The sequence below is a fragment of the Alistipes sp. i18-0019-D1 genome (assembly GCF_042852885.1).
In the GTDB taxonomy this organism is placed as follows: Bacteria; Bacteroidota; Bacteroidia; order Bacteroidales; family Rikenellaceae; genus Alistipes.
Map to the genome: position 1 here is coordinate 1970725 of NZ_AP031424.1, position 23340 is coordinate 1994064.

A 23340-nucleotide genomic window follows, 5' to 3' on the forward strand; every position below is an offset into this window, starting at 1 on the left:
GGACGGTCAGATTTTGAGGTATATCTTTTTCCGGTCGAGGAACCACAGCAGCAGCCAGCAGACGGTGACGTACCCCGCCGAGAGGACCACGGCGGCCGCCTCGGGCGAGAGTTTCGAAGCCAGCCCGCCGAAGAAGAATTCCGAGGTGTAGCTCACGCGGACGATCCGCTGGACCATGTAAATCGTGATCGAATTGACGCCGATGACCTTGAAGAAATAGCTCCACCGCCGCCACTGCCGCACATCTATTATATAATAGAACAGAGCGAACATGCCCAGCGAGTAGGCTCCCGCGGCGAACACGAAGGCCGGTGTCCAGAGTTTTTTGTTGATCGGCTGCAACGGGTCGAGGCAGAGCGCCAGCACCAGCAGCACGACCGCCCCGGCGGCCATCCAGAGCGACTTGCGGCTGCCGGAGGTCCGCTCTTCGGAGCGGCGGACGAACTCGCCCGTGAACATGCCCAGCATGGCCGTCACGATGGCCGGGAGGGTGCTCAACAGCCCTTCGGGGTCGAATCCCCTGCCTCCCAGCAGGTGTGTGGGCATCACCATCCGGTCGACGTAGCCCACGATGTTGCCTTCGAGGGTCAGCGGTCCGGCCCCTCCGGCGTCGGGCGCGGCTGCGAATTGCAGCAGCAGTCCGTAGCCGAGCAGGATCGCGGCGGCGATGACGGCGCGTGTGCGCACGTTGAAGTTGACGAACAGCAGTGCCGCGAACATCCACGCCAGGCCGATCCGGCCCAGTACGCTCGGCAGGCGCAGCGTGGCGAAGTCGAGTTTGAACAGGCCGCTGTAAACGAATCCCAGCACCACGAGCGTCAGGCCGCGGCGGATGACTTTCAGGTAGATGCTCCGCTCGCTCATCCCTTTTTCGCGCTGTTTGGCGAGGGAGAAGGGGAACGAGATGCCCGCGATAAAGAGGAACAGCGGGAAGATGGTGTCGTGGTGGAAGAATCCGTTCCAGTCGGCGTGGCCCATCTGGGCGGCCGTCCAGTCCGAAAACTCCCCGGGCCAGAGCTTGCACAGGGCCGCTACCAGCCCTGCGAATCCCATGATGAAGAGCATGTCGAAGCCCCGGAGGGCGTCGAGCGAGAGGAGCCGCTGCGAAGCGGCCGGTTTGGTCGGTTGAGGTTTCATCGATATCGGGTTTCAGGTTGTTTCGGCGGGGACGAATTTGTAGAGCTGGTCGCCGCGGCGGACGACGCCGGGCGTGCGGATGGCGCAGAGTTCCCCCTGGGCGACCGATTCTGCCGGCTGTCCGTCGGGTCCGTGCAGTTCGGTGAGCGTCTGCTCGGCGACGCCCGTGGTTGCGCCGAGGAAGAAGATCGGTTCCCCGACGGCGAGCGGCGCCGCTTCGACCGATACTTCAGCTACCGAGAGTTTCTTGTAGAAATTCACCACTTTACCCACATACACTTTGCGTTGGGTGGCCGACGATCCGTAGGCGGGGCTGTGCTCCACGACGGGACGTCCGGCGTAGTAGCCTTCCCAGAAACCGCGGTTGAAAACCGTGCGGAGCCGCTCTTTCAGCTCCGCAGTTAAAGCGGGGGTGTAGGTTCCGGACTCCATCGCCTTGAGCGCCTGGTCGTAACACTCCACCACGCGCTTGACGTACTCCGCGCCGCGGGCGCGTCCCTCGATCTTCAGCACCCGGACTCCTGCGGCGATCATTTTGTCGAGGAAGTCGATGGTGCAGAGGTCCTTGGGCGAGAGGACGTAGCGGCCGTCGATGTCCAGCTGCGCGCCCGTCTCCTTGTCCGTGACGGTGTATTTGCGGCGGCACAGCTGGCGGCAGGCGCCGCGGTTGGCCGAGCAGTTGGTTTCGTAGAGCGAAAGGTAGCATTTGCCCGAGACGGACATGCACAGCGCGCCGTGGGCGAACATTTCGATTTCGACCAGTTCGCCCCGCGGGCCGCGGATGTCGTCCTCGACGATCCGGCGCCGGATCGCCGCCACCTGCTCCAGCGACAGTTCGCGCGCCAGCACCACCGTGTCGGCCCACTGCGCGTAGAAGCGCACGGCCTCGGAGTTCGAGATGTTGCTCTGGGTCGAGATGTGCACCTCCTGCCCGATCCGGCGGGCGTAGAGGATCGCCGCCATGTCCGAAGCGATCACGGCGTCGACGCCCTCCTTCTTGGCGCGGTCGATCACGGCGTGCACGTCGGCAATCTCGTCCTCGTAGACGATCGTGTTGACCGTCAGGTAGGTCCTCACCCCGGCCTTGCGGGCCGCGGCGACGATCCGTCCCAGGTCGTCGAGCGTGAAGTTGGCCGCCGACGCCGAGCGCATGTTGAGTTTCCCGACACCGAAATAGACGGCGTCGGCTCCGGCCCCGATGGCGGCCGCCAGCGATTCGTAGCTCCCGACAGGAGCCATTATTTCAATGTCGGAGCGTTTCATCATTCATTTTTTCCGGTCCATCAGGCTCATGGCGTAGTCGCGCATGCGCTGCGTCCGCGAGGGTTCGACCGAAAGGGTGTCGAGGATCGACAGCGCACGTTCGAAACGCAGCTGGATCTGCTGCTCGGTCAGGCGCGGCACGTCCAGCCGGTCGTAGATCGACTTCACCTTGCCGATCTTCTCGGCGTCGGAGAGCGCCGGGTCGCGGTAGGCCGTGCGCAGCATCTCGCGCGTCGCCTCGTCCGCACGGCTCATCGCCGTGATCATCAGGTAGGTCTTCTTGCCTTCGAGGATGTCGCCCCCGATGGCTTTGCCCAGCCGCTGGTCGCCGTAGCTGTCCAGCAGGTCGTCCTGCAGCTGGAACGCCAGACCCAGTTCGACGGCGAAGCGCCGCAGGCGGCGGCAGTCCTCGTCCGAAGCGCCGCCCAGCATCGCGCCGATCACGACCGCGCCGGCCAGCAGCACCGAGGTCTTCAGCTCGATCATGTGCATGTATTCGACCACCGAGACTTTGGGTTTGTGTTCGAAATCCATGTCGTACTGCTGCCCTTCGCACACTTCGAGCGCCATGGTGTTGAAGGTCGAGAGCACCTGCGGCAGCAGGCTGGCCGGGACGGTGCTCAACAGGCGGTAGGCGTAGATCATCATGGCGTCGCCCGAGAGGATGGCCACGTTCTGCCCCCACTTGGCATAGACCGAGGGTTTGCCCCGGCGCACGGCGGCGTTGTCCATGATGTCGTCGTGCAGCAGCGTGAAGTTGTGGAACACCTCGACGGCAGCAGCCGCGGGCAGCGCCTGCTGCACGTCGTCGGAGAAGATGCCGCAGGCGAGCGTCAGCAGCATGGGACGGAGGCGTTTGCCGCCTCCGGAGAGCGAATAGCCGATCGGGGCGTAGAGGAGTTCCGGCTCGGCCGGAAATTCGGCCTGGGCAAGGTAATTTTCGATGGCGGAGAGCATCTGCTCGTTGGTCTGCATAGTCTTGAATGGTACTTTTGGATCGGAAACTGTCCCAAAAATAGGAAAAAACTTTGGAGTAGCCGAATTTTCGATTAACTTTGACAGGATAAAACTAACTTTTAACCTGAAGCACGATATGAAAAAACTCGCGATCGGCGTGGACATCGGCGGCATCAACACCGCTTTCGGCCTCGTGGATGAAAACGGCGACCTCTATGCCGAATCGGTCATCTCGACCAAGAAGTATCCCTATGTTGACGACTATCCGGCTTATGTCGAGGACCTTTGCGACTCGATGCGGGCGCTGGTGCAGAGCCTTTCGTTCGAGTACGAGCTGACGGGCATCGGCATCGGCGCGCCCAATGCCAACTACCATAAGGGAACGATCGAGAATCCGGCAAACCTCTGGAAGTTCAAGCCCGAAGACCCCAATCCCGACGAGGCGCGCCGCGTGTTCCCGCTGGCGGACGACATTTCGAAGTGTTTCGGCGGTGTGAAGACGCTCATCACCAACGACGCCAACGCGGCGACGATCGGCGAGATGATCTACGGCAACGCCAAGGGCATGCGTGATTTCATCATGATCACCCTCGGCACGGGGCTCGGTTCGGGATTCGTCGCCAACGGCGAGATGATCTACGGCCACGACGGCTTCGCCGGCGAGTTCGGGCACGTGATCGTCGAGCGCAACGGCCGCGAGTGCGGCTGCGGCCGCAAGGGCTGTCTGGAGGCCTACGTCTCGGCGACGGGCATCAAGCGCACGGCGTTCGAGCTGATGGCGAAGATGAACGCCCCCAGCAAGCTGCGCAGCATCGCGTTCGACGACTTCGACGCCTCGATGATCTCGGCCGCCGCCGAGCAGGGCGACCCCATCGCGCTGGAGGCCTTCCGCTATACGGGCGAAATACTGGGCCGTGCGCTGGCCGACGTGGTGACGGTGACCTCGCCCCAGGCCATTTTCCTCTTCGGCGGACTTTCGAAGGCCGGCAAGCTGATCTTCGAACCGACGCAGTGGTATATGGAGGAGAACATGCTCTTCGTCTTCAAGAACAAGGTAAAGCTGCTTCCCAGCGGTATTCAGGGCAAGAACGCCGCCATCCTCGGCGCCTCGGCGCTGATCTGGCAGGAAGCTGCCAGGTAGCCGTTACCGTTTGTGCCGCAAGGGCGAAGTTTTCAAGAACTTCGCCCTTTTTGAAAACCGACAACTTTAAATTCAGAGCAATGAAACGTTTATTCCTTCTGGCCGTCGCGCTGCTGACGGTCTGGGCTGCGGCCGCGCAGATGCGGTTCGTGGACGCCACCGAGTTGAACCTCATCGGCAAGGCCCTGCCGACGCCGCATCCCTACCACCGGATCGACACGGTGGCCTACAAGGGCTTCACCAAGAGCGAGAACCAGCAGGTGCGCTGTTCGGCGGGCCTCGCGCTGGTCTTCAAAACCAATTCCACGCGCATCGACCTTGAGCCGCAGTACACCCCGTTCGTCTATACGGGGTCGAGCACCCCGCGGGTCGCTTCGGAGGGTTTCGACCTCTACATCCGCAAGGACGGCGAGTGGCTTTACGCCGCCTCGCGCGCCCCGAAGAAGCGCGGCGAAGCCTATACGATGATCGGCAACATGGACTCCTCGGAGAAGGAGTGCCTGCTCTACCTGCCCAACTACAACGAACTGACGTCGCTCCGCGTCGGGGTGGACGAGGGGGCGACGATCACACCGATGGAGAATCCCTTCCGGCATAAGATCGTGATCTTCGGGTCGAGTTTCACGCACGGCGTCAGCACCAGCCGCGCGGGCATGAGCTACCCGATGCAGATCGGCCGCAACACGGGCCTTTACTTTTGCAGCATCGCGTGCAGCGGCAACTGCAAGCTGCAACCTTATTTCGCCGACTACCTCGGCGACGTGAAGGATGCCGACGCGATGGTTTTCGACGCCTTTTCGAATCCCGACGCGAAGATGATCGAGGAGCGGCTGATTCCCTTCATCGAACGCATCCGTGCGAAACTGCCTTCGACGCCGCTGATCTTCGTGCAGACGATCTACCGCGAGAGCGGCAATTTCGATCTCCGTTCCCGCAAAATCGAAGAGGACAAGCGTGCGATGGCCCGCAGGCAGATGGCCGAGGCGGTGAAGCGCTTCGACAACGTTTATTTCGTCGACAAGGCGGACCTCACGGGTACCGACCACGTGACTTCGGCCGACGGTACGCATCCTTCGGACCTGGGTTACTGGCGCTGGGCGCAGAATCTCCAGCCCGAACTGCTGAAGATATTCAGGAAATGCGGCATCCGCTGATCCGGCGGGTTTTACGGTAGACAAGGGGAGGCGGCTCATTGCGAGCCGCCTCCCCTTGTCTGGCATGTGCCGGAATCACTTTTTCTGCGACACCTTGAAATTGTCGATCCAGAAGCGGCAGTTGGCCCCTTCGCCGGCCAGCGTCAGCCGGGTGTCGCGGGTCGCTCCCGTGACGGTTACGACGATGTGGTGCCACAACGCGCCTGCGGCCCAGTCGGTGTAATCGCCGCAGTAGAAGTTGTAGCTCTGCCTGTCGGCGCTCGGCGACGTGTAGTCGTCGTTGGCCACTCCGGTATAGTTGCCCGTCAGCGAGACGATCTGGCCGGCGCCGACGACCGAAAAGATGGTCTTGCCCTTCTCGCTGGCGTGCTTGTACTCCAGGATGTCGAACTCCACGACGATCTCCGTCGGCGTGTCGCCGATCGCGTCGAGCGCAGGCATGGTCAGATTGCCCGGGTTGCCTGCGATGCCCAGCGTCAGACAGCCGTTCTTCGCATAGGTCCGCTCTCCCGAGTAGCCCCGTGCTTTCCAGTCGGCGGGCCAGCTGCCGATGATCGTGCCGTTGGTTCCGAGGGTCGTTCCGGGGGCGACGTTGGGAAATCCGGTGAAAATCCCGCCCGACGAGCCGCTGCCTGCGGTCCAGGAGAAGTCGTCCTCGAAATAGACCACCTCGGGGATTTCGTGGGTCTGCGTGACGGTGAGCGTCGCGAGGGTCTGGTCGCCGGACGAAACGGTGACCGTCGCCGTGCGGGGCTGGCCGGTGAGGTTCTGCGTGAGGGCGCGGAACGTGAGCCCGTATGCGATGCCCGTTCCGAGGCCCTCGCTCGGGGGCGAAACGGTGAGCCAGTCTGCTTCGCAGGCTGCCGACCACGAGGTCGTGGCCTGGATGATCAGCGACGCTTCGGCGCCTGCGAGGTTGGCGATGTCGGTCCGGTTGCCGTCGGGCAGGCGGATTTCCGGCTCGACGGTCGAAGGTACGTCGCGCGATCCGGCCACGGCGCCTTTCACGGCTTTGCCGATCAGGATGTTGTCGATCAGGATGCGGGCGCCGGCCGTTGCGTCGGCCGTGCCGAAGACGATGCGGGTTTCGGACGTGGCGCCCTTGACGATGATCCAGTACTTCCGCCAGCGGAAGCTGTTCGTAAGCGTCACCTCGGTCCCGGCGGCGTCGGTGTCGCCGATCATGCCGGGTCCGTCGACGGAAATCACCAGCGGCTTGGTGTCGGGCGTCATCGTCGCCGTGGCGTAGTTCGCGCCGTAGAACGAGACGAGCAGATCGACGGGTTCCGCTCCGATTTCCGCGAGCGCCGGGGTGACGAGCGCCGCGCGGCGCGACGAAATGCCGAGGCAGACGTAACCCTCGTAGCGGGCCTGTACGTCGGTGCGCGTACCCAGCGTGGAGTAGCCGATTGTTGCAAAGTCGTCGAGCAGGTCCAGCGTGAAGTAGTTGGCCTTGCCCGTTGCCGAGGTTGCGGCCGTCACCGTGGGCCATCCGCCGCCCGTGAGGTTGTCCCAGCGGCCGGAAGAAGTGATCCACGCGAAATCGTCCTCGAAATAAACCTCGCGGGTCTCGTCGGAGATGACCTCCATCTCCATCGTGTGCGGGATGTATTTGGCCGCGGCGAAAGCCCCCTTGTCGTCGGTGACGTAGGAGGTGAAAGGCTCCCCGGCGAAGAGGGTTTCGCTGAAAACCCGCTCGTCGGTGGTCACGGTCCTGAGCGAAAGACCGCCCGTTCCGGTGATGAAGCGTCCCAGCGGGATGCGCACCGAACGCGCCTTGTCCAGCGGCAGGCCGTCGCCGTCGCAGACGACGGTCAGGCGGTCGGACTGTTCGGTGAGGGTCACGTTGCCGAGGTTGTCGGTCGTGCCTTCGCCGGCCATCCAGCCCGTCAGCGCGGAACCTTCGGCGGGAGCGACTTCGATGGTTGCGATCGAGGTCTCCTCGAGAGGTTCGAAGCGCAGCTCCAGCACCGGGGCGAAGTTCCGGAAGCGCAGCGCCACGGGCTGCTGCTGTGAGGCCGAGGTCGAAGCCTCGCCGATCAGGAACGGCAGGGTGGTGTTCGCGCCTTCGGCGACGTGCTGTTCGGCCGGGACCGAGAAACGCACGACGGCACGGTTCAAGAGGCCCCCGGCGTTGGTCTGGTCGTAGGGATAGTAGGCGAAGAAGGTACGCCGCCCGGTGATAGACTCGTTCCAGCGGATGGCCTCGGCGACGGGCGTCAGCATGCTGAACGTCGTGGCGTCGGAGAGCGTATAGGGAATGTTCTCGACGTGGGGCGTGCCGTCGATCATCGCCGTGATGCCGATGCGGTCGCCGGTTTCCCAGCTGGTGACGGGACCTTGCTCGACGACGCGGGTTCCGGCCTCGGCGGGGTCGATCGCCGCGGCGAACTGCACGTCGCCGATCACGGCGGGCTTCTGTTCCGCCGTCTCGTCGTCCGAGCAGGCGCTCAGCGCGGCGATGCAGAGAGGTAGCAGGAAAAAACGTTTCATATCGGTAAATTTTAAGGTTTTCGGGATTTAGTCGAAGAGGCGTACGGGCGATACGGTCTCGAAGGAGATGCGGCGGTAGAGTTCCTCCTTGCCCCCGGGATCGCCGTTCTCATAGAGGATGCCGACCGAACCGTCGGGCAGGCACACCAGGTCGGAGTAGGCCGCGCGGCCCTTGAAGACCGTCACGAAGCGGTTCCACGTGCGTCCGTTGTCGCGGCTGACGCCGATCGACATGTTTTCGCGCTTGAGCGAGCGGGGATTCGAAAAGAGCAGAGTGCGAGAGGATTTGCCGCCCTGCGGCGCATAGTTGAGGATGCTTCCCTGGCAGCGCGGCTCGACGAGCTGGCTCTCCTCCCACGTGCGGCTCCACGTCGCTCCGCCGTCGCGGCTCACCGCGCAGAGGCGCAGCGAGTCCCCGCGGTCGTAATGGCGCATGTTGAGCATCAGGTCGCCGTTGGAAAGTTCCGTGACCGAGCTTTCGTTGCCCCCGGGCTGCGAAACGGCGCCGATCTGCCACGTCGCGCCCCGGTCGTCGGAGTAGAGAAGGTGGGAGTTCGAGGCGATCCGCCCCTCGGGGGTCACCCATTTGTGGTTGGCCGGGACGACGAGTCGGCCCTTGTGCGGCCCGCGGGTTTTCTGGATGGCGTGGCACGGTCCGGTGGCATACCAGGTCCATTCGGGGCGCTTCACCGCGGAGGTGATCTCCACGGGTTCGCTCCATGTCACTCCGTGGTCGTCGGAGTGGAGCGAGAAGACGCGGCGGGTATTGGCGGCCTTGCCCGCCTCGATGTCGCGTTCGTGGTCGGGACCGCTGTTCCAGCAGGCCAGCAGGACGATGCGCCCGGTTTCGCGGACGAGCACCGGCGCGGGGTTGCCGCAGGTGTTGCCCGCGTCGTCCCACACGACGGTCATTTCGCCCCACGTGCGGCCCTCGTCCGCCGAACGGCGCACGACCAGGTCGATGTCGCCCCGGTCGGCCGTGCCGTCGCGTCGCGCTTCGGCGAAGGCCAGCAGCGAGCCGTCGGCGGCGCGGACAAGCGCCGGGATGCGGAAACAGGCGTAACCGTAGTCGCCGTTTTGGTAGACGACGGTTGAGGCGGGGTTCTGGGCCTGGCAGCCGAGGGCGGCCAGGAAGGAGCAGGCGATCAGCAGGAGCGTGCGCATGGCTTCGGGGTTATTTTATGCGATTGAAAAAGTCGATGGCTTCCAGTTCGGCTTTCAGGCAGGCGTATTCGGCTTCGGTGAAGGGGGCCAGCGGCAGGCGGCACGAACCGCAGTCCACGCCCACGAGGCGCATGATGGCCTTGCCGCCGCGGACTCCGCCGCCGTGGCGGATAATCACCTCGACGATCTTCACCGAGTACTGTTGCAGTTTGGCCGCAGCCGCGATGTCCCCGGCGCGGAAGGCGTCGAGCAGGCGGTTGTAGACCTTCGCGGCATAGTTGTAGGTGCTGCCCACGGCGGCCGTGGCGCCGAGCGAAAGCCCGCAAAGCAGGATTTCGTCGTAACCGTGGAGCACTTCGTAACGGCCCCCGTCGAGCATCAGGCATTGGGACATCTCCATCAGGTTGTTGTGCGTGAACTTCACCCCCGCGAGCGTCGGCATGGCCTTGCCGCCCAAGGCGAGGAACTTCGGCACGGAGACCGACACGCCCGACATCGAGGGCATGTTGTAGTAGTAGAAGGGCAGCGAGTTGCTGTTGGCGATGGGCGTGAACCACGCGACCAGCTCCGCGGCCGTCTGGGGCTTGAAGAAATAGGGGGCCATGGCGCCGATGGCGTCGGCGCCCGAACGCTCGGCGTGCTGCGCCAGGGCGATGGCGTCGGCGGCGCAGTTGGAACCCACGTGCACGATCACCTTCAGGCGTCCCGCCGCGGCTGCGACCCATGCTTCGGCGACCGCCCGGCGTTCGTCGGTGGTCAGCGACGCCGATTCGCCCGTCGTACCGCAGATGAAGACCCCTTTCACGCCGCTGGCCGCCAGCAGGTCGGCATAGGGTTCGACCGCTGCGAGGTTGAGTGCGCCGTCGGCTGTCATCGGGGTGAAGGGAGCGGCGATCAGGCCCTCCAGTTTTTGCTTGTTAACCATTGTTACAGTTCGTTTTTGGTTTTATAAATTGTCAGGTTATCCGTGTGTCTGGGATCGCTGCCGCCGGTGGCGAGGCTCACGACGTAGCCGATCGCGAAGCAGGCGATGAAGCCCGTGGTCGAGTAGAGCAGCAGGTTGACCCATTGGTGCTGGGTGACGAGCGTCTGGACGACGATGCTGCCGGCGAGTCCGCAGAGGGCGCCCGTGGCGTTGGCGCGGCGTGTCGCAAGTCCCAGCAGGAACAGTCCGCCCAGTCCGCCCAGCAGGATGCCGAGGAACTTCGAGAACTCGTCCCACAGCGACTTGATGTCCCACGAGGCCATCACCACGGCGAACAGGATGCCCACCATGCCCAGCACGAAGGTCGCCCAGCGGGCGGCCGAGAGCATGTGCCGTTCGTCGCGGTCGGGGCGCACCTTGCGGTAGATGTCCGTCACGAAGGCCGTGGCGGCGGAGTTCATGCTGCTGCTCAATGTAGACATCGCCGCGGCGAAGAGCCCCGCGATGACCAGTCCCAGCACGCCGCGCGGCAGTGCGGTGCTCATGTACCACGGCAGGATGGCGTCGGAGTCGGCGATCGACATGCTCAGCTCCTGCGGATGGAATTTGTAGAAGGCCCACAGCGCCGTGCCGAGCAGGAAGAACAGCAGGCTGGCGGGGACCGTCAGCGCGGCGTTGGTGTAGACACCCTTGCGGGCGGCTTTCTCGGAGTCGGTCGTGAGGTAGCGCTGCACGATGGTCTGGTCCGTGCCGTAGGTGGTGATGTTGGTGAAGACGGTGGCGATGAGCACCGTCCAGATCGTCGGCTGGCGCAGGTCGAAGAACGACTCTCCGAGGCTGAATTTCCCGGCGTCGCCTGCGGCGGTGAAGATCGTCCGGAAGCCTTCGGGCAGCTGGAAGGCGATGGAGCAGACGACCGCCACGGCGGCGCCCAGCAGTACGACCACCTGCACGGCTTCGGTCCAGACCACGGCCTCGATGCCGCCCATGAGCGTATAGGCGAGGCTCAAAACGCCCATCATGCCGATACAGAGGAAGATGTCGATGCCCGTCACGATGTTCAGCGCGATTGAGGGCAGCAGCAGGACGACGGCCATGCGGCCGATCTGGAAAATGATGAACGAGACACTGCAGACGACGCGGATCAGGGCGTTGAAGCGCAGTTCGAGGTATTCGTAGGCCGTGGTGACGTTCAGCCGCCGGAAGAAGGGGATGAAGACTGCGGTGATCAGCGGCACGACGAGGATGATGCCCGCGTTGAAGAGCAGGTAGCTCCAGTCCGTGGCGAACGCCTTGGCCGGGATGGCCATGAAGGTGATGGCCGAGAGGCTCGTGCCGAAGATGCTCAAACCCACGATGAACCACGGGATGCGCCCGCCGCCCTTGAAGTAGTCGCCCGTCGATTTCTGGTTTTTCGAGAAATACCAGCCGATCCACGCCAGCGAGAGGAAATAGAGTACGATCACGAGGATGTCGAGCCACCCCATGCGGTGCAGGTCGTCGTCGATGTGTCCGCGCAGGATCACCGGGGTGCGGATGCCGGGTGCGGTTTCGCCGCTGGCGATGGTGATGTCGCGTCCGTCGCTCACCACGGCGGTCGTCACGGGCAGGATGAAGGACGATTTGTCGACATCGGTTTCGGTCATCGTGCCCGTCACGGTGTGGTAGAGCCGCAGGGCGTTGTCCGAGACGGTTTCGTCGTGCGACTTGCCGCCGAAGAAGAGGATGTGGTTGGTGCCGAACGGCGCGGCCGTGCCCGCCATGACGGGGAAGTCGCCTTCGAGGGCCGTCCATGTCCGGAGCCGCGGGTTGTAGCGGTAGGCGTCGCGGTGGATGGTCCACGGTGCGTCGCCGTCGTAGTCGCGGCCGCTGAAGAGGTAGAAACAGTTATCCATTCCGTCGCTCTGCCCCGCGGCGACGGCGTAGCCGCGCGCCGGGCCGGGCCATGCGGGCAGTTCGCGCCATCCGGCTGCGGGAGCCGCCGGGTCGAGCGTGAAGAAGCGCTTCGTGGCCTTTGCGGGCGTCATCGACTCGCTGCCGCCTGCGACGTAGACCTTGCCGCCGGCGAGGCATCCCGCGGCATTGGCCAGCGGAGCCGGGAGCGGCGGCCACTCCGTGATGCGGGGCGCACCGTTCTCCACCGTGAGCAGGAACACCTCGTCCATGCAGCGCGAGGCGTCGCAGCCGCCGATGCAGAGCACCCCCTGCGGAAGCGTCACCGAGACGCCGTAGGCCGCCGGATGCGGCAGGGCGCCGGGGAACGTCTTCCACCCGTCGGTTTCGTCGTAGAGGTAGACGTCGCCGTACCAGCGCTTTTCGCCGCCTTCCCACGGCATTGCGCCGGGGAAATTGACGCCGCCGGCGACCACCAGCCTGCCGCCGGCCTTTCCGGCGAAGACGCCGGCGAGACCGCGGTGGGCCGTCGAATCGTTCGGGGCGGGGAGGCGCAGGGCGTCGTCCCAGACGATGGCGTCGGTGCGCGTCAGCTGCGTCGTGGTTTCAGCGCCGCGGACGGGGGCTGTGGCCGCTGCAAGGAGCAGGGCAAGGGGTATGATAACTCGTTTCAGCACGTTTTTCGGGTTTATTTTCTGGGTTTCCGGTTTTTGTTCAGGTAGATCGTATAGAGTTTCAGGTGGTCGGCGATGGCTTTGCGGTAACCGGCTTCGTCGCCGCGCTGGATGTACTCCAGCAGGTGTTTGTGAGTTACCAGTTCGCCGCTTTCGGCCAGTTCCTTCTCGATAGGCTCGAAGAAGTCGCGGAAGTTGTCCTTCACGAAATCCATCACCGGATGGATCACCTTCTGGAACTCCGAGATGATGTCGTTGCCCGTGATTTCGTAGAGTTTGGCGTGGAAGTGCACCTCGCTCATCGGGGTATAGCGGTTGACACCGATAATCTCGCCCATCTCGACGATCTGCTCCAGCTCGCGGATGTCCTCGGGGGTGATGTTGGCGAAGATGTAGCCGCTGATGCCGATTTCGAGCGCGATGCGGAATTCGAGGATGTCCAGCACCGTGTCCTTGTTCATCAGCAGCGGGTTGACGCAGCGCTTCATGCCGCCGAGGATCGAAGGCTCGGCGAGGATCATGCCCCGCTTGGTGCGGGACTCGATCATGCCGGTCATCTTGAAGCGGCTCAGGGCTTCGCGCAGCACCGTGCGCGCCACGCCCAGGGCGTTGGCCAGTTCGGCCTCGGGCGGAATGCTGCTGCCCGGGCGAAGGCCCTGCTCCTTGAAATACTCGATGAGGCTCTCCTCGACCTGGTCTACCAGCGTCGTGTGGGGTTTGTTGATTTTCAGTGTACCAAGCATAGTTTTCTGTTTTTTCAGATTTATCTGATAAAATTACGAATTATTCGGTGCACACCCAAAAAATTACTCGCGCAAATGTTGGGTGGTGGTTTTTCCGAAATGATCCGTAACCCGTATCAGAACCGGCGAGTCCGCGGCCGACGTCACGGCCGAGAACATGTGCGGCGTGGTCTGGGCGCTCGCGGCGCTCTTCGACATGTCGTCGCCCGAGGGCTTGTAGACCGTCTCGACGTAGGTCAGGTAGTTGGGGTCCTTGCGCATCTGGCGCGTCACCGGGAGCGGCTCGTTGTCCTCGAGTATCTCGACATTCCAGCCGTCGTCCCAGCCGCCCCAGACGTTGACCAGTATCTCGTTGGCGACGCTCTTGTCCTTGTAGGGCTGCTTGTTCATGTCGTAGGCCGTGAAGGTCCGGTCGGCAGGGAGTTCGCTGGCCTTGTAGCTCCAGCGGATTTTGTGGCCGCTGATCTCGTAGATGCCGTAGCCCAGGGGCGTGCCGTCGGTTGCCGAACCGTATTCCATGCCGCCGTTGAAGCCCTTGACGTTGTACCAGAGCGACCCGCAGACCGAACCGAGGTTGTGCTCGCGGATGGCGGTGTTGCCGGGGACGGTGCCCGTGTGGTTGTTGTGCCAGTGGCCCGAGAGGACCAGCACGTCGGTGAAGCCCTCCAGGCGGTCCACGAGGGCCTGGGCGCTGCGGAATCCGGAGTTGAGCGTCGGGGTGAGCTGCCGGCAGGCCGTGAGCGGCACGTGGAGCCAGATCATCAGCGGCGCGGATTTGTCCGCCACGGTCTTCAGGTCGGCTTCGAGCCATTGCAGCTGGCGGTCCGAAAGTTCCACGGCGTAGAATCCGTCGCCGAAGACGCCCTGCGTCGCGCCGTTGTTGTCGATGCGGACGTTGTCCAGCGCGATGCAGTGGACCTCGCCCAGGTTGACCGAATACGAGGTCGGCCCGAGGTGGCGGCGGTAGGCCTCCTTGGTCGCGTGGTCCCCGGAGACGTAACGGTCGTAGTCGTGATTGCCGACGGCGTGGAAGAAGGGGATGCCGAATTCGCCGATCAGCGAGCGGTATTCCGGGAACCCGAAGCCGTAGAGGTACATGTTTTTGTCGAAGATCATGTCGCCGACAGACAGCCCGTAGACCCTGCGGCCGCCGAGTTCGGCGACGGTTTTCGCGAAGTCGGTGACGAACGAGTTGCGGCAGCTCGTGAGCGACGACTGCGGAACCATCAGGCGGCTGGAGTTGTCGATCTGGATGTCGGCCGTGGCCAGCAGCACGTATTCGTCCGTGCCGGTTGCCGTCAGCGCGAAGTCGTAGCGGTCGCGGCCGGCGTCGAGCAGGTGGTAGAACTGCGGGACGGGTCCGTCCGCGGCGGCCTCGTAGCCCCGGGGCAGGGTGACGAACACCACGTCCGAAGCGCGGTCCGAAACCATCGACCAGACGCCTTGCGCGTCGCTCGTCACCACGTTGAGTCCGTCCGAGACGGGGACGCCTTCCAGCGCTTCGCCGCCCGAGTAGACGCGGCCGTAGAGGTTCGTCCCTTCGGGAAGCGTCGCGGGATCGATGCGCTCGAAGGCCGAGACCGTGACGGCGGTCGCGCCGAGCAGCTGCCGGTCTGCGCCGCGCTCGATCCACACCTCCCGATTTCCCGAGGTGAGCGACGCCGGGAGCTGGATGGTGATACCCGCCGCATCGGCGCCGATGACGGCCGCCTCCGCACCGGCCTGGCCTTCGGCAGCGAACCGGATCTTATCCTCTCCGGTGAAGCCTTCGCCCGGGATGGTCACGATCTCGCCGCGGTCCACGGCGTAGGCGGCTTCGAGCCGCACGTTGCGCACCAGACGGAAGATGTCGACGTCGAGCGTCGTCGTGCCGAGGAACTGGGTCTGCGCGCCGCGCATGCACCAGAGGCTCCAGCGGCCGGTGGTGACCTCCTTCGGGATGCGGAACGTGACGTCGGTGGGCGTGAATCCGCTGATCGGCAGGAGGGTTTGTTCGGCCGATTCGCCCCGTTCGCCCGGCGTCAGGGCGAGCGCGTCGCCCTCGGCGAATTGCAGCACCCGGAGGGTCATTTCGCCTTCGTAGTCGAGTTGGTAGGCGTCGTCCACCAGCGCGATGACGAAGTGGTCCTCGCGCGGGGTCTCCTGCTGCGGTTCGTCCGAATCGGAGCATCCGGCGAGCAGTGGTCCGCCGGCCAGTGCAGCGGCGGCAAGCAGTCTGTATAGCAGTTGTTTCATGGCTTTCGGTTATTTGATTTCCACGATTCCGATGTGTCCCAGGCGCGTCGTGCCGGTAGCGGCGACCAGTGCGTTGTTGTGCTGGGCGTTGGTCTCGGCGGCGCAGCGTACGAGGATCGTCACCTGCCGCTTGCCGCGCATGGCGTCGGGCAGGCGGAAGCTGTACGGGTAGAGGTAGGGCGTGAAGTTGATGCACGGGGCGTCGTAGGTTCCGATCTCCTCGAACTTCACCTTCGTCAGGTCGTCCTCCGTCGTGTCGCTCCACTGGATCTTCATCTTGCCCGGGCCGCCCTTCGAACTGGTGCCCGTGAGGTAGAGGTAGAGCGCGCCCGTGGCGTTGCGCAGCGTGTTGGTGCGGATGACGAACGCTTCGCCGACCTCGTCGTTGCTGGACACCAGCGAATGGTGCGTCGTCACGTTCCACCACAGTTTGGCGTTGAGGCTGTAATAGTGCTCGGCCTCGTCGGCGAACGGGATGTCGTGCCGGCGGCGCACGTCGGTGGTGAGCCAGTAGGAGGCGATGGCGCCCGAACTGCTCGGGAAAACGTCGAAATTGTTGCTGTCGTCGTAGACCGAGAAGACCACCGAACTGCGGTCGTCGCCCGTGTTGCCCACCGCGAAGGCCGGCACGGCGTCCTGTGCGAGCCACGGCCCGGCCTGCAGGAGTGTCGTCGAGAAGCGGGTTCCGGCGTCGGCCGAGAGCGCGTCGTCCTCCGTGTTGCGGATCCGGAGGATGTATTCGCCGCGGAATTTCGAGACCAGTGCCGTCAGGGCACCCGATCCCGCCGGGAGATTTCTGGCGTACATCTGCGTGAAGGAGCGCTGGAAGTAGAGCTTCGCAACGTTGCCCTTCGCGTCGCGCACGAGGTGCGGGGCCAGCGTGTGGTGGGGGAAGATGGCCCGGTAGCCGGCCTTGACGTTCTTCGCCCACTCCGCCTCGGTGGTCTCTACGTCGTTGCTCTCCTTTTCGTAGTACGGGGCGTAGCCGCCGTAGGGGGTCACGAACTCCACGGGAGCGATGCGGACCACCGTGTTGGCGTACTGCGCCAGGTCGCCCAGGTCGTTCAGGGCCACCGCAACCGGAGCCGCGGGGGCTTCGTCCGTGCTGCGTTTGACCGAGGAGGCCGCGAAGTCGATCACGCAGAGGTTGCCTTCGGCGTCGTTGCGGAATTCGGCGCCGTACATGTGCACGGCCACCTTGCGGTTCTGGGCGTACCATCCCGCCTGTTCGGCGGAAGGCGTCAGGAACTCGTTCTTGTCCTTGAGGACGAATTTGATGCCGCGGCCGCTGGCGTCCTGTACATAAAGTACGCTGTCGGGCAGGTTTCCGTGCTCGAAGTCGCTGGTGATCCAGCCCTCGACGGCGTAGTTTTCCTCCAGTTCGAAGTGCCCTTCGGCGTCGGGCTGCACTTCGCCCAGCAGGCGGGCGACGGAGACCTTCTCGGCGCGTTCGAACGAGATGTTGCCGTCCATCTGCTCGACGGGAACCGACACCTTGAAGTCGCCGCCGACCATGCGGAAGCTGATCTGCCCCGTGCGTTTGGGCTGGTCGGTGTTGTCGGCGAATAGGAACTGCTGCGAGGTTTCGGTCGTCTCGCCGAGCGAAATCCACGTGTCGCCCTCGTCGACGACAGCCTCCCATGCCACGTTGCTCGTGACGCCGACGGTGACGGGCGTTCCCGTGATGTCGACCCGGATGCGCTGTCCCGTGAGGTTGAGTTTGATTTCGGGGGACAGCCCGGCCTGTTTCACGCGGATCTGTCCCGCGACGCCGTTCGCCGTCGTGATGTTGAGCGTCATTTCGCGGCCGTAGGCGTCGCCGACAGGCTCCACGGTGAGGGTCGTGCGGCCGTTGTCGTCGCCGTAAGCCGGCCATGCGTCGATCCACGAGGCTCCGGGATCTTCGGGGACGATCTCCCAGTGGCCCGCGCGGGAGAAGAACGAAAAGTCCTTCGTGCCGCCTTCGGCGGGGCATTCGAACAGGTTGTCGCCGCCCGTGAAAGTCATCTCGCCCCCGCCGGCGGTCTTGTCGTCGGAGCATCCGGCGGCCGCCATCGCGACGATGAGCAGCGCTTTCGGACGGAGTATGTTGAAAAGCTGACGGATCATATCTTGCTGAATTTTTAAGGTTTTAGTTCATTGCGCCGTTTTCCAGTTCCAGGGCGCGCTTGCTCCACCAGACGGGCGTCAGCATGTTGTCGCCGCCGGCGGTTCCCCGCCCGACGACCGGGTAGGCCGCTTTCATCCGGGCCACCTGCTTCCGGTAATTGTCGCCGTTGGTGGATATGAGCATCTGCCCGTAGCCCAGGCGTGTGGGCAGGACTCCCTCGTTCTGCACGTCGGGACCTATCGGCAGCTGCGGATAGCCCGTGCGGCGGTAGTCGCACCATGCTTCGAAACCCTGCATGAAGACCGAGACCCACTTTTGCTGAATGATCCGCTCCAGCGTGCCGTCGTAGGCGGCCTTCGATCCCGTGCCGTGCAGGAAGCGGTCGATGTTGGCGTCCGAGATCGAGGGATTCCACTGCCGGATCGAGTTGGTGACGGCCTGCTCGTAATACGCTTCGGCGGCGGCTTCTCCGCCGGGAATCATCCCCGTGTGGGCCGCTTCGCTCAGGATGAAGAAGAGTTCCGACGAGGTCATGAACCAGACCGGGGTCGTGTATTGCTTGAGCACCGCGGGGTTCATCACGCTGGCTCCCGTGCCGTCCGGCTCGACGACGCCGCTCACCACGCCGTGCACGTCGTCCGAGCCGACGATCCGCACCCACTGCGCCATGCGCGGGTCGGAAGTCGAGGTCAGCTGGTCGATGAAGAAGACCGAGCATTTGTGCGATGCAGTCGTGAACGAGGTGTCGGTCATGTCGCCGAACAGGTTGCGGAAGGGCGAGACGCCTGTGTAGTTCACCTTGGCGTCGTCGGTGTAGGAGGTAAAGACGGGGTATTTCACCGGGTTGCCGACGATCTGCTGCATGACGGCCGCCGTGCCCGCTTCGGGACGGTTGCTCAAGCGCATGCACAGACGCAGGCAAAGCGAGTTGGTCAGCTTCTGCCAGGCGGCGATGTCGCCTCCGTAGAGCAGGTCCTTGCCCGGGACGGTCAGCGGGTAGGTGTAGTTGCCGTTGCTGTCGGTGGCGGTCCGGTAGAGGTCGTTGGCCGTGAGCAGCATTTCGATCAGCGCCGGATACACTTCCGACTGCGGGTCGATCGCCGGCTGGGTGATGTCGTCTTCGATGCGGTAGGCCTCCCGGTAAGGGATGTCGCCGTAGAGGTCCGCCACGAGCGACACGAATACCGCCTTCAGGGTCATGGCGATGGCCTGTGCGTTGGGGTCGTCGTAGTTCCGGCCCAGCGCGATCATGTGGTGGGCGTTGGCGGCGTAGCGCTGGAAACGGTCCCAGGGCGTGCCGAAATCCGCAGCCTGGAAGACGTAGAGCTGGTGGCGTCCGCTGGCGCTGCAATCGACGGTGTACTGCATCAGCTCGTTGTTGACCCGCCACGAACGCTCGTAGATGTAGTAGGCGCCCGTCGAGATCAGCTGTTCGAGCAGCGTGCTCGGATCGACGTTGCCGTATTCGGGACTCTCGCCGTTGGTGTTGTACTCCTCGAAGTTCCCGGTGCACGAACTGAAGCTCGTGCCGGCGGCGAGGAGGAGGGCTGCGGTGTATGAAAGTAACTTTTTCATGGGATCAGAAGCTGAGTTTGATGTTGAAACCGTAGGTCCGGGTCATCGGGTAGGAGGCCGTTTCGAAACCCCGCGTGATGCTGGCGCCGTTGAGCGTACCCACTTCCGGATCGTAGAAGGGCCATTTGGTCCAGCAGAAGAGGTTCGTGCCGAAGACGGCCACCGTGGCGTCCTGCAGCACACGCGTGCGGGCAACCCATTTTTTTGGCAGGGTCCACTCCAGGCGCAGTTCGCGCAGTTTGAGGTAGGAGGTGTCGAAGGTGCTCGTCTCGACGTTGTTCATCGAATAGACGCGGTCGAGGTAATAGGTGACGACGTTTTCGGTGACGGTCGTGTTGGGGTTGTAGACCATGTTGCCCTGCGCATCGAGACCGCGGGCTACGACGCCTTCGTGCAGCACGCCGCCATAACGCCCGTAGAGCGTGTTGGTCAGCTTGCCCTGCCGCGAGAGCTGGGCGTTGGTCAGCGAGTAGGCCATGCCGCCCCACTGTGCCGCGAAGGCGGCGCTCAGGCGGATGCCCTTGTATTTGAGCGAGGTCGAGAAGCCGGCGCGCCAGTCGGGCTGGACGTTGCCCATCTTGATCCGCTCGTCGGTCGAAAGCACCGGGTATCCGTATTCGTCGATCACGGTCTGCCCCGACACGTCGGCGCGCGATCCGTCGGAGTTGAGGATGTACGAGCCTTCGGGGGCTTTGGCGTAGCCGTAGCCGTAGAGGTCGCCGAGCGTGCCGCCGGGGGTGGCGATCACCTGTCCGCGGGCACCCGAGGAGATCACCCACGAATCGACGCCCGGGGCCAGGCTGATGACCTTGTTCCAGTTTTTCGACCAGGTGAGGTTGATGTCCCAGTTGAAGTTCTTGGTGCGCACGGGCTGCAGGCGCGAGGCCAGTTCGACGCCGCGGTTGCGGATTTCGCCCGCGTTGATGTATTTCGAGCCGACGCCCGTGCTGTAATCCACCGGGGTGTTGATGATCTGGTCGGTGGTCGTGTTGTTGTAGAACGCCGCGTCGAGGGTGATGCGGTTGCGCAGGAACTTGGCTTCGAGACCGAATTCCCAGCTTTCGACATTCTCGGGCTTCATGTCGTAGAGCGCCCAGGTCGTCGGCAGGAAGTAGCCGCTCGAAAAATCGGTTACCGAATAGTAATTGTTGATGACGAAGGCGTTGGTGTCGTTGCCCACGTTGGCCCACGAGGCGCGCAGCTTGAGGAACGAGAGCCACGGCATGCGGTCGCGCAGCCCCAGCGCCTTGGTGTCGGTGAGCACCCAGCTGGCGCTGACCGACGGGTAGAAGAACGACCAGTGGCCCGGCGCCAGGGCGCTCGACCAGTCGTTGCGGCCCGTGATGTCGAGGAACAGGCAGTCGTCGTAGCTCAGCTGGACCAGCCCGTAGAGGCTGTTGACCATCTTGCGGGTGTGCTGACTCTTGGTGATCACGCCCGATTTGGCGTTCGAAAGGTTGTAGACGCCTTCCGTGAGCAGATCTTCGGCCGTGGAGGTCACCACGCGGGCCTGCTGGTACATGCTGTTGCCGCCGAAGCTGGCGTTGACGTGGAACTTGCCCAGGGGGCGTTCGTAAGTCAGCAGGAAGTCGTTGTTCATCTCGGTGTTCTCGACGTTTTGCTGCCGGTAGTAGCCGTTCAGGTTCGACAGCGTGCCGAAGGGCTTGCGGCGCGTGCGGAACTCGCGGTTCATGTCGAGTCCCGTGCGGAGCATCAGTTTCAGCCCCTTGTAGATGTCGAACGTGGCGCTGACGTTGCCGTAGACGCGGTCGCGGTCCATCGTGTTGAGCTGCTCGTAGGCCTGCGAATAGGGGTTGTCCGAGAGGTTGTTCAGGGCGTACGGATAGACGATGCGGGTCGCCGGGTCGCCGGTGAACGTCTGCCGGTATTCCTGTTCGTACCAGCGTATGTCGAGGTTGTTGCGGCTCCAGAGCAGCGTGTAGGTGGGCGACGAGGTGCTGTAACCGATCATCGGCAGGTTGTCGCTGTCCTTGCGGTAGTAGTTGACTTTTCCGGCCAGCTCCACGAAACGGAGCTTCTGGGCGAAGGAGACCGAGAAACTCTGCGTCTTGTAGCCCGTGTTGGGGACGATCCAGGTGTTGCGCACGTCGGTGAACGAAACGCGGATCGAGCCGCCCCGGCCGTTGTTGCCCGAGATCGAAACCGAATTCTTGTAGGTGGCGCCCGTCTCGAAGAAACCCTTGTACCAGTCGCGCGGCCTGAAGTCGAGCGGGGTGTACATGCCCGTCTGCGGGTCGTACGACGCCCACTGGTAGAATTTCTGCCCTTCGTAGCGCGGTCCCCACGTGTAGCGGCTGTAAGTGCGCGAGGCGGCTTGGCCGGTGGTCGACTGCTCGGCCTTCACGGTGTAGAACGAGTAGGTGCGCGCGCCGTTGTTGCCCGGGCCGTATTCGTCCTGGAAGTCGGGCCAGTAGCCGGCGCGCTCGAACGAGAAGTTCGAACTGAACGTGATGCCGAGTCCCTTGGTCGACCGGCCGGCCTTGGTGGTGATGACGATGGCGCCGTTCGCTGCGCGCGACCCGTAGAGGGCCGTGGCTGCGGGGCCTTTGAGCACCGAGACGTTGTCGATGTCCTCGGGATTGAGGTCTGCGGCCCCGTTGCCGTAGTCGACCCCCGCGTCGGTGTTGTTGTACGCCGCCCCGCCCATGGCCGTCATGCCGCTCGACATGGGCACGCCGTCGATCACGAACAGCGCCGTGTTGTTGTCCATGTTGACGGTCGATTCGCCGCGCAGCGTGACGCGCAGCGATCCGCCGGGACCGGACGAGGCGTGGTCGAAGTTAAGGCCTGCCACCTTGCCCGAAAGGGCGTCGAGCCAGTTGTTCGAAACGGCGGCCGTCAGGTCCTGGTTGTCCACTTTCGACACGGCATATCCCAGCGCCTTCTGTTCGCGGGTCATACCCAGCGCCGTGACCACGATGCCTTCGATCGCCTCGGCTTTCGGCTGCATCGTCACGTCGAGACGGGTCTTCCCTCCCCCGATACGCTGCGTTGTCTGCTCGTAGCCCAGGTAGGTGAAGGTCAGCTCCTCGCCCTCTTTGGCGCGGATGCTGTACTTACCGTCCGCACCGGAAACGGTTCCCCGGGTGGGAGCGCCCCTGACGATTACCGTCACACCGACGAGCGGGGTTTTCCCGTCTGCGTCGAACACGGTTCCCTGTACCGAACGTTCCTGGGCTGCGGCTGCGAACGCCAGCCAGAGAAAACCGGCCAGGAGGGTCGCTGTTCGTAGTAGTGTTGTTCTCATTCTGTATGTGTTTAAGGTTCAGTCGGTAGCTGCGGCAAATAGGGGAACGGGCCAAATCGTGCGTTATGGATTCGCCTTATTAATCTTATTTGTATGACAAATATAGGCGCTTTCTCCGAATCGACCAAAGGTTTTTCGGCGCAGCCTGAAAATAAATTTCTTTAAAATAGGGCTAAACGCTTGTGTTTCGGCTCGCTGTGGCCGCAGGAGGGTATTCCGGAGTATGGAAATTTTTGGGCTGCGGAGGTGGAAAGCAGCAGTTCGGCAGTTCGGGAGAGGGAGAGCGAGAAGGTTTGGCGGCAGCTATGCAGGTGCGGCGGCTCCGGGTATGATTGTTCCGGTGGCAGTGGTTCCGGGGCGGGCGTTGGGGAGGGGCGGTATTTCGGGAGCGATTTTTCGGACCGGATTTCCGGGGCCGGACACTCGGGGCTGCGCCGTTCCGGAGCGGGATTTCCGGGGTCGGATATTCAAGACCGGGCATACGGGGCGCAGGGTGTTTTGCGGCGGAATCCCCGGGCGGAAGTTTCCCGCTTCCGGCGGAGCGGAATGGTCCGGCAGGCGGTTCGGGAACGAAAAAGCCGGGCGACACGACTGTCGCCCGGCTTATA

Annotated in this window: 14 protein-coding genes; 2 read left to right on the forward strand and 12 right to left on the reverse strand. The window is 63.7% G+C overall.

All coding sequences use genetic code 11. The features are described from left to right. Nucleotides 1-6: 6 nt before the first annotated feature. The 3 genes from ACGHP5_RS08155 to ACGHP5_RS08165 are packed head-to-tail and all read right to left on the reverse strand — an operon-like array spanning nucleotide 7 to nucleotide 3375. Nucleotides 7-1137, reverse strand: a complete 1131-nt coding sequence (locus ACGHP5_RS08155; RefSeq protein ID WP_390566160.1) for an acyltransferase family protein — start codon at nucleotides 1135-1137, stop codon at nucleotides 7-9. A 12-nt stretch (nucleotides 1138-1149) separates the two neighbouring features. Next, on the reverse strand, nucleotides 1150-2400 hold the full coding sequence (locus tag ACGHP5_RS08160; protein WP_390566162.1) for a peptidase U32 family protein: 1251 nt from the start codon (nucleotides 2398-2400) through the stop codon (nucleotides 1150-1152). Between the two features lie 3 nt (nucleotides 2401-2403). Then, nucleotides 2404-3375: a polyprenyl synthetase family protein gene (locus ACGHP5_RS08165; RefSeq protein WP_337656655.1), complete on the reverse strand. Its 972-nt coding sequence runs from the start codon at nucleotides 3373-3375 to the stop codon at nucleotides 2404-2406. Nucleotides 3376-3493: 118 nt separating this feature from the next. Between ACGHP5_RS08165 and ACGHP5_RS08170 the strand changes: the two genes are divergently transcribed. Beyond that, nucleotides 3494-4498: an ROK family protein gene (locus ACGHP5_RS08170; protein WP_290532666.1), complete on the forward strand. Its 1005-nt coding sequence runs from the start codon at nucleotides 3494-3496 to the stop codon at nucleotides 4496-4498. Between the two features lie 80 nt (nucleotides 4499-4578). Beyond that, complete coding sequence (locus ACGHP5_RS08175) at nucleotides 4579-5652, forward strand: SGNH/GDSL hydrolase family protein (protein ID WP_295901228.1); 1074 nt, start codon at nucleotides 4579-4581, stop codon at nucleotides 5650-5652. Nucleotides 5653-5727: 75 nt separating this feature from the next. Here the strand turns inward: ACGHP5_RS08175 and ACGHP5_RS08180 are convergent, their stop codons facing one another. From ACGHP5_RS08180 to ACGHP5_RS08220, 9 genes are all read right to left on the reverse strand, one after another. Then, a complete protein-coding gene (locus ACGHP5_RS08180; protein ID WP_390566166.1) occupies nucleotides 5728-8145 on the reverse strand; it encodes a fimbrillin family protein in 2418 nt (805 codons plus the stop codon). Nucleotides 8146-8172: 27 nt separating this feature from the next. Further along, nucleotides 8173-9309: an exo-alpha-sialidase gene (locus tag ACGHP5_RS08185; protein ID WP_390566167.1), complete on the reverse strand. Its 1137-nt coding sequence runs from the start codon at nucleotides 9307-9309 to the stop codon at nucleotides 8173-8175. Nucleotides 9310-9319: 10 nt separating this feature from the next. Further along, on the reverse strand, nucleotides 9320-10234 hold the full coding sequence (locus tag ACGHP5_RS08190; RefSeq protein ID WP_337755595.1) for a dihydrodipicolinate synthase family protein: 915 nt from the start codon (nucleotides 10232-10234) through the stop codon (nucleotides 9320-9322). A 2-nt stretch (nucleotides 10235-10236) separates the two neighbouring features. Beyond that, nucleotides 10237-12804 carry a sodium/solute symporter gene (locus ACGHP5_RS08195; RefSeq protein WP_390566169.1) on the reverse strand — a complete coding sequence of 856 codons (2568 nt, stop codon included), beginning with the start codon at nucleotides 12802-12804 and terminating at the stop codon, nucleotides 10237-10239. Nucleotides 12805-12815: 11 nt separating this feature from the next. Beyond that, a complete protein-coding gene (locus ACGHP5_RS08200; protein WP_295901234.1) occupies nucleotides 12816-13544 on the reverse strand; it encodes a FadR/GntR family transcriptional regulator in 729 nt (242 codons plus the stop codon). A gap of 63 nt (nucleotides 13545-13607) precedes the next feature. Continuing rightward, a complete protein-coding gene (locus tag ACGHP5_RS08205) occupies nucleotides 13608-15779 on the reverse strand; it encodes a calcineurin-like phosphoesterase C-terminal domain-containing protein (protein WP_390566171.1) in 2172 nt (723 codons plus the stop codon). Between the two features lie 9 nt (nucleotides 15780-15788). Continuing rightward, nucleotides 15789-17888 carry a DUF5689 domain-containing protein gene (locus tag ACGHP5_RS08210; RefSeq protein ID WP_390566173.1) on the reverse strand — a complete coding sequence of 700 codons (2100 nt, stop codon included), beginning with the start codon at nucleotides 17886-17888 and terminating at the stop codon, nucleotides 15789-15791. 22 nt (nucleotides 17889-17910) lie between these two features. Then, complete coding sequence (locus ACGHP5_RS08215) at nucleotides 17911-19464, reverse strand: SusD/RagB family nutrient-binding outer membrane lipoprotein (protein ID WP_337771444.1); 1554 nt, start codon at nucleotides 19462-19464, stop codon at nucleotides 17911-17913. Between the two features lie 4 nt (nucleotides 19465-19468). Continuing rightward, on the reverse strand, nucleotides 19469-22732 hold the full coding sequence (locus ACGHP5_RS08220) for a SusC/RagA family TonB-linked outer membrane protein (RefSeq protein ID WP_337771442.1): 3264 nt from the start codon (nucleotides 22730-22732) through the stop codon (nucleotides 19469-19471). Nucleotides 22733-23340: the final 608 nt, after the last annotated feature.